The 16041-nt window shown below is 73.5% G+C and carries 16 protein-coding genes and 1 pseudogene; 12 read left to right on the top strand and 5 right to left on the bottom strand.

Annotated features, from left to right (window positions below):
* Positions 1–1771, top strand: a 1771-nt coding sequence (locus ETD96_RS45050) for a hypothetical protein (protein WP_171069225.1), incomplete at its 5' end; no start/stop codon positions are given.
* 4 nt (positions 1772–1775) lie between these two features.
* Here ETD96_RS45050 and ETD96_RS25145 read toward each other — a convergent pair.
* Positions 1776–3404, bottom strand: a complete 1629-nt coding sequence (locus ETD96_RS25145) for an ArnT family glycosyltransferase (RefSeq protein ID WP_138638941.1) — start codon at positions 3402–3404, stop codon at positions 1776–1778.
* 97 nt (positions 3405–3501) lie between these two features.
* On the opposite strand from ETD96_RS25145, the gene metG reads away from it, so the two are divergent.
* From metG to ETD96_RS25100, 10 genes are all read left to right on the top strand, one after another.
* Positions 3502–5295 carry a methionine--tRNA ligase gene (gene metG, locus ETD96_RS25140; protein WP_138638940.1) on the top strand — a complete coding sequence of 598 codons (1794 nt, stop codon included), beginning with the start codon at positions 3502–3504 and terminating at the stop codon, positions 5293–5295.
* Positions 5292–6116, top strand: a complete 825-nt coding sequence (locus ETD96_RS25135) for a TatD family hydrolase (RefSeq protein WP_138638939.1) — start codon at positions 5292–5294, stop codon at positions 6114–6116. Before metG ends, ETD96_RS25135 begins: the two co-directional genes overlap by 4 nt.
* Before the next feature lie 557 nt (positions 6117–6673).
* Positions 6674–7519 carry a resuscitation-promoting factor gene (locus ETD96_RS25130; protein WP_240808169.1) on the top strand — a complete coding sequence of 282 codons (846 nt, stop codon included), beginning with the start codon at positions 6674–6676 and terminating at the stop codon, positions 7517–7519.
* Positions 7520–7536: 17 nt separating this feature from the next.
* Positions 7537–8418, top strand: coding sequence for a 16S rRNA (adenine(1518)-N(6)/adenine(1519)-N(6))-dimethyltransferase RsmA (gene rsmA / locus ETD96_RS25125; protein ID WP_138638938.1), 882 nt, complete (start codon positions 7537–7539; stop codon positions 8416–8418).
* 103 nt (positions 8419–8521) lie between these two features.
* Positions 8522–9619, top strand: a complete 1098-nt coding sequence (locus ETD96_RS25120; protein ID WP_240808162.1) for a glycoside hydrolase family 26 protein — start codon at positions 8522–8524, stop codon at positions 9617–9619.
* Positions 9620–9640: 21 nt separating this feature from the next.
* Positions 9641–10570, top strand: a complete 930-nt coding sequence (locus ETD96_RS25115; RefSeq protein WP_274704642.1) for a 4-(cytidine 5'-diphospho)-2-C-methyl-D-erythritol kinase — start codon at positions 9641–9643, stop codon at positions 10568–10570.
* Positions 10571–10701: 131 nt separating this feature from the next.
* Positions 10702–10878, top strand: a complete 177-nt coding sequence (locus ETD96_RS45045) for a hypothetical protein (protein WP_171069224.1) — start codon at positions 10702–10704, stop codon at positions 10876–10878.
* A gap of 61 nt (positions 10879–10939) precedes the next feature.
* Complete coding sequence (locus tag ETD96_RS25110) at positions 10940–11203, top strand: hypothetical protein (RefSeq protein WP_205719451.1); 264 nt, start codon at positions 10940–10942, stop codon at positions 11201–11203.
* Between the two features lie 42 nt (positions 11204–11245).
* The gene (locus tag ETD96_RS25105) at positions 11246–13024 is read left to right on the top strand and encodes an ABC-F family ATP-binding cassette domain-containing protein (protein ID WP_138638936.1); all 1779 of its coding nucleotides are present in this window, start codon (positions 11246–11248) and stop codon (positions 13022–13024) included.
* A 49-nt stretch (positions 13025–13073) separates the two neighbouring features.
* Positions 13074–14189 carry an amidase gene (locus ETD96_RS25100; protein ID WP_138638935.1) on the top strand — a complete coding sequence of 372 codons (1116 nt, stop codon included), beginning with the start codon at positions 13074–13076 and terminating at the stop codon, positions 14187–14189.
* Positions 14190–14198: 9 nt separating this feature from the next.
* On the opposite strand, the gene ETD96_RS25095 is transcribed toward ETD96_RS25100, so the two are convergent.
* From ETD96_RS25095 to ETD96_RS25090, 3 genes are read right to left on the bottom strand one after another with little or no spacing between them, the layout of a single operon-like run.
* Positions 14199–14690, bottom strand: a complete 492-nt coding sequence (locus tag ETD96_RS25095) for a MarR family winged helix-turn-helix transcriptional regulator (protein ID WP_138638934.1) — start codon at positions 14688–14690, stop codon at positions 14199–14201.
* Positions 14691–14747: 57 nt separating this feature from the next.
* Positions 14748–14885 (bottom strand): hypothetical protein, encoded by a 138-nt coding sequence (locus ETD96_RS45040; RefSeq protein WP_171069223.1) that lies wholly within the window; start codon positions 14883–14885, stop codon positions 14748–14750.
* Positions 14886–14891: 6 nt separating this feature from the next.
* Complete coding sequence (locus ETD96_RS25090; RefSeq protein WP_138638933.1) at positions 14892–15113, bottom strand: hypothetical protein; 222 nt, start codon at positions 15111–15113, stop codon at positions 14892–14894.
* Positions 15114–15124: 11 nt separating this feature from the next.
* Between ETD96_RS25090 and ETD96_RS25085 the strand changes: the two genes are divergently transcribed.
* On the top strand, positions 15125–15919 hold the full coding sequence (locus ETD96_RS25085; protein ID WP_171069222.1) for a trans-aconitate 2-methyltransferase: 795 nt from the start codon (positions 15125–15127) through the stop codon (positions 15917–15919).
* A 27-nt stretch (positions 15920–15946) separates the two neighbouring features.
* Here the strand turns inward: ETD96_RS25085 and ETD96_RS48200 are convergent.
* Positions 15947–16041, bottom strand: a pseudogene (locus ETD96_RS48200) (IS982 family transposase); the annotation flags it as partial.

The raw sequence follows: 16041 nt of genomic DNA, 5'->3' as shown, positions 1-16041 counted from the left end.
GCCCCCGGCCGCCCCGGAGGAGTCCCGCGCCGCCCCGTCCCGGGCGGGCCGCCGCCGCTGGGCCTGGCTGTTCCTGCTGGGCTGGGGCGCGCAGGTCGCGCTGCGGCTGTGGCTCGGCTCCGGCCAGACGGTCCCGGTCGCGACGCCGGACGAGTCCGGCTACCTGTTCGCCGCCCGCGTCCTCACCGGCGGCCCCGGCGCCGACATGTCGTTCGGGACGGTCTACCGCGGCGGCTACCCGCTGCTACTGACCCCCGCGATCTGGCTCGGCACCGGCCCGGTCGGCGTCTACCGGACCGCCCTCGTCATCAACGCGCTGCTCAGCGCGCTGATGCTGCCGCTGGCCTACCTGCTGCTGCGCCGCCTCCAGGTGCGGCCCCGCTGGTCCTACGTGTTCGCGCACGTCACCGCGCTGCTGCCGTGCGTGCTGTTCTACTCCGAGTTCGTCCTCACGGACGCGATCCTGCCGGTGCTCTTCGCCGGCTGGCTGCTGCTCGCCCACGCCTGGCTGGCCGCGCCCCCGCGGCGGCTCGGCGACCCCGCCTCGCGCCGCCCCCTGCTGTACGGGGCGGGCGCGTCCCTCATCGTCGCCTACGCCGTCACGTGCCACACGCGCGGCGCGATCCTGCTGGCCGTGCACGCGGCGCTGATCCTGGCCGCGCCGGTGTTCCGGTGGCGGTCGTGGCGGAACGCGTCCGCCGCCGGGCTCGTCCTCGCCGCCGCGACGGGCGCCGGGATGCTGCTGAACCGCTCGCTGCTGCCGCACATGTACCCCTACGGCGACAACGACCTCGGCGGCAACGTCGTCCGGCGGCTCACCACCGCCGACGGCTGGGGCTGGATGCTGTCGCTCGGCACCGGCCAGGTCTGGTACCAGGCCGTCGCGACCGGCGGCATCGCCGCGATGGGCCTGATCGCGGCGGTGTACGCCGTGGCCCGGCCGCCGCTCGCGCTGCCGGGCTCGCCCGGCCGGACGCGCGCGCTGGCCCTCGCCGTCCTCGGGATCGTGGCGGGCATCGCGGTCGCGACGTCGGCGGCGCTGCCCGTCGAGTACCGCATCGGCAACTACGTCTACGGCCGCTACCTGGCGTCCATCACCCCGGTGCTGTTCGTGGCCGGGGTCGCCGTGCTGCTGCGGGCCCCGGCCAAGGCTCTGCTGGGGGCCGCCTCGGCGGCGGCAGCGCTGGCCGTAGCCGCGGCGTGCGTCGTCCAGTGGTACGCGGGCGACCTGCTCAGCCAGTACACCTTCACGTCCTACGACTTCCCGGAGACGTCCCTGCTCACCTGGGACTGGACGTCGTTCCGGCTCTGGCACGCCACCGCGGCGGGCCTCGTCCTGCTTGCGCTGTCGGTGGCGGCCGTGCGGCTGCGCCGGCACGGCCCGCCGCTGCTCGCGGCGCTGCTCGCCGTCGTCGCGGTCGCCATGTGCGCCACCGCCACCGACCGCATCGCGCAGCCGCTGGTGCGCGCCGAGACCGCGCACACCGACCTGCGCGACCGCGTCGACCTGCGCGCGCAGCGGTCCGTCGCCGTCGACTGGAACGTCCCGTGGACGATCCGGCTGTCGCAGTTCTACTGGGCGTGGTGGAGCGACGGCATCGTCTTCAACGCCCGCGACGTCGCCCCGCCGCAGAACGTCGACATGGTCGTGCTGGCGTGGCCGAAGGACGTCCCCGCCACCGCGTCCTGGCCGAAGGGCGCCCCGCCCGGCTGGCACGTCGCCGACAGCCGCCGCACCGTCCAGGGCGACTGGGTCGCCTGGACCCGCTGACCCCTTACGGGGAAGGAGCCCGCGCCGGGGGGTCCCACAGCTGCAGGACGCCGTCGGAGGAGCGCCACATCAGCGTCCAGCCCTGGGCGGGGTCGGGGCGCCAGCCGCCGCCGATCTGCGACTCCATGCCGCGCCAGCGCGTGTAGAGCATCGGGCCCTCCATCGCGTTGCGCGGCACCGGCATGTAGTGCGGGAAGTCGCGGATCTCGCCGCGCCAGACCGGGTCGCCCCACATGTCGCGGGTGTAGAAGGTCAGGGTCTGCGCGAGCCGCCGGTCGGCGCAGATCAGCGTGATGTCGCGGTGGCCGGCGAGGTAGCCGCGCAGCTCGCTCCACGCCCTGTCGCGCGGCAGGTCGGGGACGGCGCGGACGGCGGCGACCGCGTACGTCCCGCCCAGCGCGACCGCGAGGACCGGCACGACCACCGTCGTCAGCCGCAGCCGGGAGACCCACCGCCGGGGCAGCATCCGGAACATCAGGACCAGCGACCCGAACCCGCCGGCGAGCAGCGCGGGCAGCACCGCGAACCAGTACCGCTGGAGCCACGCCCGCAGCTTGATGTCGTCGGGGTCGAGGACGCCGGCGCACAGCGTCAGCGGGATCGCCAGCGTCAGGAACCACACCAGGACGAGCGCGAGGCGCCGGTCGCGGGTGACGGCCCAGCCGACGATCGTCAGGGCGAGCGCGGCGGTGAAGACGAGGCCGAGCGGGTTCCAGTCGTGCATCGCGCGCAGGAACGAGCGGGCGGCGAGCTCGCGGGTCACGTAGTCGCGGGACTGGCCGCCGTGCTCGGCCGCCGACATCAGCCCGGCGAGCGGGCTGCCCCACACGAGCTGGTTGTGCGCGAAGTTGAGCAGCAGGATCGCGAGCATCGGCGCGCCGACCGTGATGTTGCGCCGCCACGGGATGCGCAGCAGCGCCAGGTAGGCGGGGATCGCGAGGAACAGGAACGCGAGGAACTCGCGGACGAGGAACGAGGTGCCGAGCAGCACCCCGGCGGCGAGCAGCATCCGGGTCTGCGCCCGCCCGGTGCGGCGGCTCGCGACGACGAGGCCCGCCATCCCGATCGCGAACAGCCCGGCGCCCGGCATGTCCGGCAGCATCACCCCGGTCGACCAGGTGATCTCGTGGCCGAACGGGTTCGTCATCGTGAAGAACGGGTGGACCAGCAGGACCAGCGCCGACGCGACGCCCGCCACGTCCCCGAACAGGGACCGGACGACCAGGTACGTCCCGGTGAAGAACGCGATCCCGCCGAGCGCGGCGATCGTGAAGTAGGCGGCCTGCCCCGGGCCGAGGACCTCCTGGACGAGCCGCGCCGGCAGCACCAGGCCGATCCGGGTGACCTGGTGGGGGACCTCGTCGAACGGCCACTGGGTGAGCGGGATGTCGGGCCAGTCGCGGGCGGCGAGCCACACGTAGTACGGGTCGAAGTACAGCGGCGGCGTCATGGTGACCCACTGGGCGAGCACCGCGGACGCCGAGACCAGCAGGGACAGCCACACCACCCGCCGGGTGCGGCGCAGCCGGGCGAGCAGCCGCGCGGCGGGGCCGCGGGACGGCGCGTCCGGCGCATCCGGTGCGGGGTCGCTCCGGGACCGGCCGACGGTCTCCTCGGACGTGGTCTGGGCCATGCCTGGGGTCCCCCGCCTCCGCTGATCAACCTGCCCCGGAACCCGGACCAGGTTACTCGCGTGCCGGGGCCGCCGTGACGCGACTACCCTTGATTGCATGTCCTCGTCAAGCCGTCACATCTTGACCGCGCCCGCCTGGCCGTACGCCAACGGGCCCCGTCACATCGGGCACGTCTCCGGATTCGCGCTGCCCGCCGACATGTTCAGCCGCTACCAGCGGATGGCGGGCAACAAGGTCCTGATGGTCAGCGGCACCGACGAGCACGGCACGCCGATCCAGGTCCAGGCCGACAAGGAGGGCGTGACCGCCCGCGAGCTGGCCGACCGGTACAGCTCCGTGATCGCCGAGGACCTGCACGGCCTCGGCATGACCTACGACCTGTTCACCCGGACGACGACGCTGAACCACTACGCGGTCGTCCAGGAGGTCTTCAAGGGCCTGTACGACAACGGCTACATCTTCCCGACCAAGACGATGGGCGCGATCTCGCCGTCCACCGGCCGCACCCTCCCGGACCGCTACATCGAGGGCACCTGCCCGATCTGCGGGTACGACGGCGCGCGCGGCGACCAGTGCGACAACTGCGGCAACCAGCTCGACCCGATCGACCTGATCAACCCGGTGTCGCGGATCAACGGCGAGACGCCGAAGTTCGTGGAGACCGAGCACTTCATGCTCGACTTGCCCGCGTTCACCGAGGTCCTCGGCCAGTACCTGCGCGGCAAGCAGGGGCAGTGGCGGCCGAACGTGCTGAAGTTCGCGCTGAACCTGCTGGACGACATGCAGCCGCGCGCGATCAGCCGCGACCTCGACTGGGGCGTGCCGATCCCGCTGGACGGCTGGCGCGACAACCCGGCGAAGAAGCTCTACGTGTGGTTCGACGCGGTCGTCGGCTACTTCTCCGCGTCGGTGGAGTGGGCGCGGCGGTCCGGCGACCCGGAGGCGTGGCGCGCCTGGTGGCAGGACCCGGAGGCCCTGTCCTACTACTTCATGGGCAAGGACAACATCGTCTTCCACGCCGAGATCTGGCCGGCGATGCTGCTCGGCTACAGCGGCCGGGGCGACAAGGGCGGCACGCCCGGCTCGCTCGGCGCGCTGAACGTCCCGACCGAGGTCGTGTCGTCGGAGTTCCTGACGATGGAGGGCAAGAAGTTCTCCTCGTCCCGCAACGTCGTCATCTACGTGAAGGACTTCCTGGAGCGCTACGACGTCGACGCGCTGCGCTACTACGTCGCGGTCGCGGGGCCCGAGAACCAGGACACCGACTTCACCTGGGCCGAGTTCGTCCGCCGCAACAACGACGAGCTGGTCGCCGCGTGGGGCAACCTCGTCAACCGGTCGGTGAACATGGCGGCGAAGAACTTCGGCGCGATCCCGGACGCGGGCGACCTCACCGACGCCGACCGGGCGCTGCTGGAGCGCAGCCGCACCGCGTTCGGGGCGGTCGGCGCCGAGCTCGGCCGGTCCCGGTTCAAGAGCTCGATCACCGAGGCGCTCGACGTCGTCCGCGACGCCAACAAGTACCTGTCGGACCAGGCGCCCTGGAAGCTGAAGGACGACCCCGAGCGGGTCAAGTCGATCCTGCACACCGCGCTCCAGGTGGTGGACGACGCCAAGACGCTGCTGACGCCGTTCCTGCCGAACTCCTCGCAGAAGGTCTACGAGATGCTCGGCGGCGAGGGCGTGTGGAGCGGGATGCCGCGGCTGGAGACGGTGTCGGAGGAGGGCGGCCCCGACTACCGCGTCCTCACCGGCGACTACGCGACCGAGGCGCGCTGGGAGTCCGTCCCGATCAAGCCGGGCGTGCCGCTGGCCAAGCCGACGCCGCTGTTCAAGAAGCTGGACGCGTCCGTCGTGGACGAGGAACTCGCCAGGCTGGAGAACACGTGACCCGAGACGGGGACGGGCAGGCCGCCCGGTCCTACCCGCCGCTGCCCGAGCGCCTGCCCGTGGACGTCTTCGACAGCCACTGCCATCTCGACGTCGTCCAGACGCCGGTGGACGAGCAGCTGAAGTCGGCGAGGGCCGCGGGCGTCACGCGCATCGTCACGATCGGTTGCGACCTGCCGTCGTCCCGGTTCGCGGTGGACACCGCGGCCGAGTTCGACGACGTGTACGCGGCGGTCGCGATGCACCCGAACGAGACGACGGGGATCTCCGACGCCGTCCTGGAGGACATCGCGCGGCTGGCCGCGCACCCGAAGGTCCGCGCGATCGGCGAGACCGGCCTGGACTACTACCGCGACTGGGCGCCGAAGGACGACCAGCACCGGTCGTTCCGCGGCCATGTCGAGATCGCGAAGCGGACCGGGAAGGCGCTGGTCATCCACGACCGGGACGCGCACGACGACGTCCTCGCGATCCTGGAGGAGGAGGGCGCGCCGGAGAGGGTGGTGTTCCACTGCTTCTCCGGCGACGCGGCGATGGCGGAGGTCTGCGCCGAGCGCGGCTACGTGATGAGCTTCGCCGGGAACGTCACGTTCAAGAACGCCGAGCCGCTGCGCGAGGCGCTGCGGGCGGCGCCGCTCGACCTGCTGCTCGTGGAGACCGACGCGCCGTTCCTCACCCCGATCCCGCACCGGGGCAAGCCGAACGCCTCGTACCTGATCCCGCACACCGTCCGGGCGATGGCCGAGGTCAAGGGCGTGGACGTGGCGGAGCTGTGCGCGGCGATCGCCGCGAACGGGGAGCGGGTCTTCGGCCCCTGGTGACCCCGGGGCCGGCGGGTCTCAGTCGCCGAGGCGGTGCTGCTGACCTCCAGCACGCCGGGCCCGCGCCCTTCGGCGGGCCCGGTGCGCGCCACGATGAGCGTCAGCGGACCGATGTGGAGGGGCACGCGGGCGCCGTCGGGGGTGTCGGTGTCGAGCCCGTAGATGGAGCCCTTGCCGTCGGCGCCGCTCTCCGTGCGCCATGTGCCCTCGCAGTACCTGCCTCCTGCGGTGGATTTCGTGCTCGTACGGTTCTCGAGGCGGTGACCGTCGCGGTGGCCTTCTCGCCGGTCGCGTACGTCCACACCATCATGGACGGCCAGAAGAGGGCGAGGCCGACGATCAGTGTCAATGCGCCGTAGACCGCATATCGCCGCCAGACCATGATCGGCGATTTCAGTGGGATGGGAACGGATTCTTGCGGCACCGCCTCCAAGAGGGGATGTAGCCCGCGGATGTGGCGTGTGAGGGCGATGAGGTGGCGGAGAACGTCCGCGTGCCTCTAATCTCTGGCCATCGAGCGGGCGCCCCCGAGCCCGGCCCCCTGGAGGAAACCCCCCGTGCTTCGGAACACAGCGCTTCGGAACACAGTGCTGCGCGCCACCCCGCGCCGTACGCCCCTGCTCCCCGCCGCCTCCGTCGTCGTGGCGGCGGCGCTGCTGGCCTCGGCGTGCGGCGGCGGCGAGACGGCCGCGCCGAAAGGCACCGCCCCGGTCGCGGACGCGCCGAAGGCCGACGCGCCCGCGCCGCGCAAGATCGTCGTGCTGGTCGACGGCAAGCCGACCGAGACGATGACGACCGGCACCACCGTCCAGCAGGTGCTGGAGCAGGCGAAGATCGCGCTCGGCCCGCACGACCTGGTCAAGCCCGCCGCCGACCAGCCGCCCGGCGAGAAGATCACGATCATGCGGCTGCTGTCGGCGCCGAAGCTCAAGGTCGTCCGGACGCCGGCCAAGACGATCCGCAAGAACAGCTCGTCGGTGCCGCCGTGGAGCGAGAAGGTGCTGCGCGAGGGCAAGGACGGCATCAAGATCGTGAAGTGGGCGTACGTCCGGCGCAAGGGCAAGAAGGTGCCGAAGGTCCTCGCCCAGAAGGTGAAGCGGGAGCCGGTCACGCGGATCCTCGCGGTCGGCCCGAAGTCGGCCGGCACCGGGTCGGCGGCGCGGCTGAACTGGGCGGGGCTCGCCAAGTGCGAGTCGGGCGGCAACCCCAAGGCGGTGAACCCGGCCGGGTACTACGGCCTCTACCAGTTCTCCATGCAGACCTGGACGTCCGTCGGCGGGTCGGGCAAGCCGTCGGACGCCAGCGCGGGCGAGCAGACCTACCGCGCGCAGATGCTCTACAACAAGGTGAACGGCCGCTGGCAGGGCCAATGGCCCAACTGCGGCAAGTTCCTGTTCTCCTGAGCTGAAACAATCGGCGGATGGGGGAGACACGGGGGCTGCTCGGGCCGGCGGACGTGCGGGAGCTGGCGGCGCGGCTCGGCATCAGGCCGACGAAGACGCTCGGGCAGAACTTCGTCATCGACGCCAACACGGTCCGGCGCATCGTCCGGGCCGCGGGGCTGTCCGCCGACGACGTCGTCGTCGAGGTCGGGCCGGGGCTGGGGTCGCTCACGCTCGCGCTGCTGCCGGCGGCGCGGCGCGTGGTCGCGGTGGAGATCGACCCGGTGCTCGCCGCGGAGCTGCCCGCCACGGTCGCGGCGCGCGAGCCGGGCCTCGCGGAGCGGCTGGAGGTCGTGCGGGCCGACGCGATGAAGATCACAGAGGTGCCGGGGCCGGCGCCGACGGCGCTCGTCGCGAACCTGCCCTACAACGTCGCCGTCCCGGTCGTGCTGAACCTGCTGGCGTCGCTGCCGTCGCTGCGGTCCGCGCTGGTCATGGTGCAGGCCGAGGTCGCCGACCGGATGGTCGCGGCGCCCGGCGGCAAGATCTACGGCGTCCCGTCGGTGAAGCTCGCCTGGTACGGGCAGGCGCGCCGCGCCGGGGCGGTGGGGCGGGCGGTGTTCTGGCCCGCGCCGAACGTCGACTCCGGGCTCGTCGCGTTCACCCGCCGCGACCCGCCGCCGACCGCGGCGTCCCGCGAGGAGGTGTTCGCCGTGGTCGACGCGGCGTTCGCGCAGCGCCGCAAGACGCTGCGCGCGGCCCTCGCCGGGTGGGCGGGCTCGGCCGCAGCCGCCGAGGAGGCGCTGCGCGCCGCGGGCGTGGACCCCAGGTCACGGGGCGAAGCTCTGGACGTGGCCGCCTTCGCCCGGATTGCCGAGTATGGTCCTTTCCGCCGGGGAGATCGGTCCCCAGCCCCCTAGAGGCGGGCATCTCCCTCGGGGGCGGTCCCCGCACGGGGCGGCACAACACCAGCACGAGCCGGAGGTCGATGTGAAGGCGCGTTCGCGGACGGCGCGGACCAGAGTGCCCTTCGGGGGGTCGAGACTGCCCCTCGTCGGGACGGCGCTGCTCGCGACCGCGGTCGTGGTCGCGACGGTGGCGGCCGGCTGCGGGGACGGCGCGGACGCGGTACCGAAGATCACGACGACGGCGCGGGCCGGCGTCGCGCCCGTCCCGCCGCAGGAGGGCGCCTACTTCGGCGCGTGGGTGCCGCCGGAGGGCACCGGGCTGGCGACGTCCGGGCCGAAGCCGTCCGCGTCCGGGACGCCTTCCGAGACGCCGTCGGGGTCGCCGTCGGCGAAGGACGCCGGGAAGCCGGGCATGGCGCCCGTCGCGGGCTTCGAGCAGCGGCTCGGCCGGCAGCTCGACATCGTGCAGAGCTACCGGGGCTGGAAGAGCGACTTCCCCGGCGACCTGGAGAAGTCCGTCGCGGACGGCAACCGGTACCTCCTGCTGACCTGGGGCGGCGCCGACACCCGGGAGATCGTCAAAGGCGAGCACGACGACCTGATCGCGCGCCGCGCCCGCGCCGTCAAGGCGCTCGGCAAGCCGGTGTTCCTGCGCTGGTCCCGCGACATGGACAAGGGGTCGCTGAACAAGCGCGTCCACTCCCCGGCGGACTTCATCGCCGCCTGGAAGCACCTGCGGGAGATCTTCAAGCGGGAGAAGGTCGACAACGTCGCCTGGGTCTGGTGCCCCACCGCGCGCGGGTTCGGCGGGGGCGCCGGCGGCTACTACCCGGGCGACGACCAGGTCGACTGGATCTGCGCCGACGCCGACGCGACCGGCGGCTACGACTACCGCGACCTGTCCGAGGTCATGAAGATGTTCCTGGAGTGGGCCCGCAAGCGGCAGAAGCCCATCATGGTCGCCGAGTTCGGGGTGCCGAAGTCCTACGGCACGCGCCGCGCCGAGTGGCTCCGGGAGGCCGCCAAGACCCTGCAGGACCCGCAGGTCAAGGCCGTCGTGTACTTCAACTCCAACGAGGAGGCGCAGGACGCCCGCGACACGCGCCGCGCCTACGCGGTCACCGGGGACGCGCACGCGATGTCCGCGCTCAGGGAGCTGGCGACGGCGCCCTACTTCAATCCCCGCAACCTCCCCGTCATCAGCGGGGGCTAGAGGTCCCGTAGGGTTTCGCAAGTGAGCGCAGTGACGGTACGCGTGCCCGCCAAGGTCAACCTCCAGCTCGGCGTGGGGCCGCTTCGCGAGGACGGGTACCACGACCTCGTCAACGTGTTCCACGCCGTGTCCCTGTTCGACGAGGTGACGGCGCGGCCCGCGGAGCGGCTGGAGGTCCGGGTCGAGGCCGCGCCGTACTCGCGGGTGGAGATCGGCGGCGTCCCGACCGACGACGACAACCTCGCCGCCAAGGCCGCCCGCGCCGTCGCGGCCAGGCTCGGCACCGAACCCCGGGTCGCGCTGCGGATCCGCAAGGCGATCCCCGTCGCGGGCGGGATGGCGGGCGGCAGCGCCGACGCCGCCGCCGCGCTGGTCGCCTGCGCCCGGCTCTGGGACGACCGGGAGCGGCCCGCCCTGTCCCGCGACGACCTGATGGAGATCGGCGCGGACCTCGGCAGCGACGTGCCGTTCGCCGTCCTCGGCGGCACCGCCGTCGGCACCGGGCGCGGCGAGCACCTCACCCCCGCCCTCACCCGCGGCGTGTTCCACTGGGTGTTCGCCACCGCCGACGGCGGCCTGTCCACGCCCGCCGTCTACGGCGAGTGCGACCGGCTCCGCCTGGAGGAGGGCCGGCCGCCGGCGCGGCCGGAGGTGTCGGAGGCGCTGATGACCGCGCTCGCCACCGGCGACGCCAAGGCCCTCGGCGCCGCGCTGACCAACGACCTGCAGCCCGCCGCGCTGTCGCTGCGCCCGTCGCTGCGCCGCACCGTCGACGCCGGCCGCGACCTCGGCGCGATCGGCGCGCTGGTCTCCGGGTCCGGCCCGACCTGCGCGTTCCTCGCCGAGACCGACGAGGACGCCGCCGACCTCGCGGGCGCGCTGGACGGCGCGGGCGTCGCCGCGCAGGTCGTCCGGGCGTCCGGCCCGGTACCGGGCGCGACCGTGGTCTGACGTGCCGACGCGTTGTCAGGGCGCCAATTAGGTGCGCTCGGCACACAAGCGAACCACCCGCGGGCGACGGACGTCCTACTCTCCGTGACAGCGATTCACTCCCGCACCGATCCCTCCGGCGAGGTGGAGCGATGACGATTCTGTCCGGGCTGCTCGGTCTGGTCGCGCTCGCCATGATGGTGGCGCTCGTCGTGCTGGCCGTGCGGCGCGACCGTGACATACGCCACAACGCCCCGGGCGCGGTGATGCCGAACGCTACTGTGCAGGGGCATGCCGGGGACCGGTCCGTGCCCCCGGCCGTCCGCTGAGAGCGCGGCAGCCGGGAAAAGGGCGACGACGGTGGCGCGTATTGGAGGAGGTTTGGGCTTCTTGTCCCTCATCGTGCTGCTGTTCGTCTTCGTTCTGCTGATCGTCGGGGTCGTGCTCGTCATCGTGGCCGCGAGCCGCAGGTCCCGCGGCGCCGGCGCCCCTCCCGGATACGTCCCGCCGGGGTACGGTCCGCCCGGACCCGGCCAGCAGCCGTACGGGCAACAGCCGTACGGGCAGCAGGGATACGGCCAGCAGGGATACCCGCCTCCGCCCCCCGACCCGCAGGGGCAGCAGCCGCCGCCCGGGCAGCCGCCGGGCGCCTGACCGTCCGAGCGGTACGGCGGGGGCAATAGGGTTGACGGTGCCGTGAATCTGATCAACCTTGAGAACGTCGCCAAGGCCTACGGGCCCCAGCCGCTGCTCGACGCCGTGTCCCTCGGCCTGGACGAGGGCGACCGCGTCGGCGTCGTCGGCCGCAATGGCGGCGGCAAGAGCACCCTCGTGGCCGTCCTCGCCCGCGAGACCGAACCCGACGCCGGGCGCGTCACCCACGCGCGCGGCCTGCGGCTCGGCTACCTGACCCAGCGGGACGCGTTCCCCGAGGGCGCCACCGTCCGGTCCGTGGTGCTGGGCGACCGCGCCGAGCACGAGTGGGCGGGCGACGTCCGCGCCCGCGACGTCCTCGCCGGGCTGCTCGCCGACCTCGACCTGGACGCCCCGCTCGACGGCATGTCCGGCGGCGAGCGCCGCCGCGTCGCGCTGGCCCGGCTCCTCGTCCCCGAGTCCGACCTGCTGATCCTGGACGAGCCGACCAACCACCTCGACATCGAGGCGATCGACTGGCTCGCCCGGCACCTCAAGGCGCGCAAGGTCGCGCTGCTCGTCGTCACCCACGACCGCTGGTTCCTCGACGAGGTCACCGACCGGACGTGGGAGGTCGTCGACGGCCGCGTCGAGCGCTACGAGGGCGGCTACTCCGCCTACGTCCTCGCCAAGGCCGAGCGCTCCCGGATCGCCGCCGCCACCGAGGCCAAGCGGCAGAACCTGCTCCGCAAGGAGCTGGCGTGGCTGCGCCGCGGCCCGCAGGCCCGCACGTCCAAGCCCAAGTTCCGGGTCGACGCCGCGCAGGCCCTCATCGCCGACGAGCCGCCGCTGCGCGACTCCGTCGAGCTGACCCGGTTCGCGACCGCGCGGCTCGGCAAGACCGTCTACGACATCGAGGACGCCACCGTCGAGGTCGGCGGCCGGGAGCTGTTCACCCGGATGACCTGGCGGCTCGGCCCCGGCGACCGGGTCGGCCTCGTCGGCGTCAACGGCAGCGGCAAGAGCACCCTGCTGCGCCTCCTCGACGGGGCCGTCCGGCCGGTGTCGGGCGAGGTGGTGCGGGGCAAGACCGTCCAGCTCGCGCACCTGTCGCAGAACCTGGAGGAGCTCGACCCGGCCCGGCGCGTCCTGGAGTCGGTCGAGGAGATCCGGCGCCGCATCACCGTCGGCAAGCGCGACTGGACGGCGAGCCAGCTCCTCGAACGGCTCGGCTTCTCCGGCGACCGGCAGTGGACCCCGGTCGGCGACCTGTCGGGCGGCGAGCGCCGCCGCCTCCAGCTGCTCCGGCTGCTGATGGGCGAACCCAACGTCCTGCTGCTGGACGAGCCCACCAACGACCTCGACATCGAGACCCTCACCGAGGTCGAGGACCTCCTCGACGGCTGGCCGGGCACCCTCGTCGTCGTCAGCCACGACCGGTACTTCTTGGAGCGCATCACCGACCACGTCGTCGCGCTGCTCGGCGACGGCCGCGTGTCGATGCTGCCCGGCGGCGTCGACGAGTACCTCGAACGCCGCGCCGCCGGGACGGCCCCCAAGCCGGGCGCCGCCCCGAAGACGGGCGCCGCCCCCGCCGCCGACAGGTCGGCGCCGCCCAAGCCCAAGGGCGGGCAGGACTGGAAGGCCCGCAAGGAGCTCGACCGGCTCGAACGCCGCCTGGAGAAGCTCGCCGCGCAGGAGGGCGAGCTCCACGAGCAGCTCGCCGCGCACGCCACCGACTACGCCAAGCTCCAGGAGCTGGACGGCCGGCTCCGCGAGATCCAGGCCGAGGCCGCCCGGGTCGAGGAGGAGTGGCTCATGCTCGCCGAGGATCTCGACTAGCAGGACGGCCGCGGTGCGCGCACCGCCCCGGACCGGGCATCATCCCTCAATGACGACTTGGATCATCAAGACGGACGCGCCGGGCGACGGCCCCCGGCTCGCCGTCAAGGACGCCATCGACGTGGCCGGCCTGCCCACCACGGCGGGCTGCCAGGCCATCGCCGAGCGCGCCGAGCCCGCCGCCGCGGACGCGCCCGTCGTCGCCTCCGCCCGCTCCCAGGGCGCCCGCATCGCCGGCAAGGCCAACCTGAACGAGCTGTGCATGGCCGCCGACGGCGTCAACCCGTGGTCCGGCATGCCGGTGAACCCCCTCGACCCGTCCCGGGTGCCGGGCGGCTCGTCCAGCGGCTCCGCCGTCGCCGTCGCCACCGGCGAGGCCGACGTCGCGTTCGGCACCGACACGTCCGGGTCGATCCGCATCCCCGCCGCCTGCTGCGGCATCGCCGGGCTGAAGACCACGCACGGGCGGGTGTCCCTCGAAGGAGTGCACCCGCTGTCGGAGACCCTCGACGTCGTCGGCCCGATGGGACGCGACGTCGCCGCCGTCGTCCTCGGCATGGGCCTCATCGAACCCGGGTTCACGCCCGTCCCGTACGACGCGTCCCTGCCGGTCGCGCGGCTGCGCGTCCCCGGCGTGGACCCCGCGATCGACGCCGCCGTGGACGACGCGCTCCGCCGCCTCGGCCCCGTCACCGACGTCACGTCCGCCCACTACGAGGAGGCCGCCACCGTCAACGGAGTGATCGTCAGCGCGGAGGGCTGGCGGCACAACGGCCGCCTGCTCGACGACCCGTCGAAGCTGAGCGGCCGCATCTACCGCCGCATCCAGCAGATGGGCGACGTGGCGGAGGCCGGGCTGCTCGACTGGGCCCTCGGCGCCCGCAAGGAGCTGCGGGCCGAGCTGGACGCGATCCTCGCCCGGCACGCCGCGATCGCGCTGCCCGTGCTGACCTGCGTCGCCCCCGAACCCGGCGAGGCCGACGAGTCCGACCTGGAGCTGACCACGCTGACCGGCCAGGTCAACGTCGCCGGGCTGCCCGCGTTCGCGCTGCCCGTCCCGCTGCCGGGGTCGCACCTGCCCGCGTCCGTCCAGCTCATCGGGCCCGCGGGCGGCGAGGAGCGGCTCTGCGGCCTGGCCGCCGCGCTGGAGGCGGCGCTGGCTTGACCCCCGGGCCTAGTCGCGGTCGAAGGGGACCAGCAGGGTGCGGAGCAGGCCGGCCAGCACGTCCCGCTGCTCGGGGCTGAGGCCCTCCAGGATGGCCTGCTCCCGGTCCAGCAGATCGGCGAACGCCGCGTCGACGCGCGTCAGGCCCGCCTCGGTGAGGCGGACCTGCACGCCGCGCTTGTCCTGCGGGTCGGGGTGCCGCTCGACCAGCCCCGCCGCCGCCAGCCGGTCGATGCGGTTCGTCATGGTGCCGGACGTCACCAGCGTCGCGCGCAGCAGCCGCCCCGGGCTCAGCTGGTAGGGCGCGCCCGCCCGGCGCAGCGCGGTGAGGACGTCGAACTCCCACGACTCCAGATCGTGCGCGACGAACACGGCCCGCCGGGCCCGGTCGAGGTGCCGGGCCAGCCGGGACACGCGGCTGAGGACCTGCAGCGGCCGCACGTCCAGGTCCGGGCGCTCGGCCCGCCACGCCTCGACCAGCTCGTCGACCTCATCGCGCATCCCGCCACACTACCTGTCTCGATATCGAGACACACTCCCTGATTCCCCGGAATCCGATCACCCGGAACCGATCACCCCCGGCAGCGGGTCGCCGGCCGGCGCGTCCCACACCACCGGCTCGCCGGACGCGGCGTCCACCCCGGTGATCAGCAGCCGTCCGGGCGGCCACTCGTCCGTCCCGACCAGGAACCGCATGCTCCTTCAGTGCTCGCGCGCGGGCAGCGCGGCCGCGAGGCCGAGCAGCCACGCCGTCTCGACCGGGCCGCCGGGGCCGAGGACCAGGGCCCATTCGCTCGAAGTCCTGGCCGAGAGCCTAGGAACGCCGGGCCGCCGCGTGCCGTCGGCCGCTCGTCCTAGGCCCGGCGGCCCGGCCGTCCGCGACACGCCGGAAGGACTCTTGACATCAAGATATGGGGCGGGCATGCTCTGTCTTGATGTCGAGAGAAACCGCTGCCGTGTGGGATCCCGTCCAGTACGGGATCTTCGGCGACGAGCGCGCCCGGCCGTTCGCCGAGCTCGTCGCCCGCCTCGGCGGCGCCGCGCCCGCCCGCGTCACCGACCTCGGCTGCGGCAGCGGCGAGCTCACCGCCACCCTCGCCGCCCGCTGGCCCGGCGCCCGCGTCGACGCCCTCGACAGCTCGCCCGACATGATCGCCGCCGCCCGCGCGCACGAGATCCCCGGCAGGCTCGCCTTCCGCGTCGCCGACCTCGCCGCCTGGCGCCCCGAGCGGCCCGTCGACCTGATCGTCTCCAACGCCGCCCTGCACTGGGTCCCCGAGCACCCCGACCTGCTGCCCCGGTGGGCCGACGCCCTCGCCCCCGGCGGGCGCCTCGCCTTCCAGGTCCCCGGCAACTTCGACGCGCCCAGCCACGTGCTGCTGCGCGAACTCGGCCGCTCCGACCGGTGGCGCGCCAAGCTCGGGCACCTCCAGCACGACGCGCCCGTCCTCGACCCCGCCGGGTACCTCGACCTCCTCACCCGCCACGGCTGCTCCGTCGACGCCTGGGAGACCACCTACGCGCAGGTGCTGCACGGCGACGACCCCGTCCTCGAATGGGTCAAGGGCAGCGCGCTGCGGCCCGTCCTCGCCGCGCTCGACCCCGGCGAGGCCGCCGAGTTCCTCGCCGACTACGCGGCACGGCTCCGCCGCGCCTATCCCGCGGCCCCCTACGGCACCGTGTTCCCGTTCCGGAGGATCTTCGTGATCGCCACCCGGAACACCACCTAGATCGTTGATGGGAAATGTTGGTGTTGGTCAATGGTCGTAGGCGATCAGGGAGCGTTTGACGGGTGCGTTGATCAGCCAGTTGTGCCAGATCGCGGCGTTGAGCGCCGTGATGCGCTGGCAGA

Source organism: Actinomadura geliboluensis (genome assembly GCF_005889745.1).
GTDB lineage: Bacteria > Actinomycetota > Actinomycetes > Streptosporangiales > Streptosporangiaceae > Spirillospora > Spirillospora geliboluensis.
The sequence above is the reverse complement of the archived record's forward strand: the minus strand, read 5'-3'. Positions and strand labels throughout refer to the sequence as shown.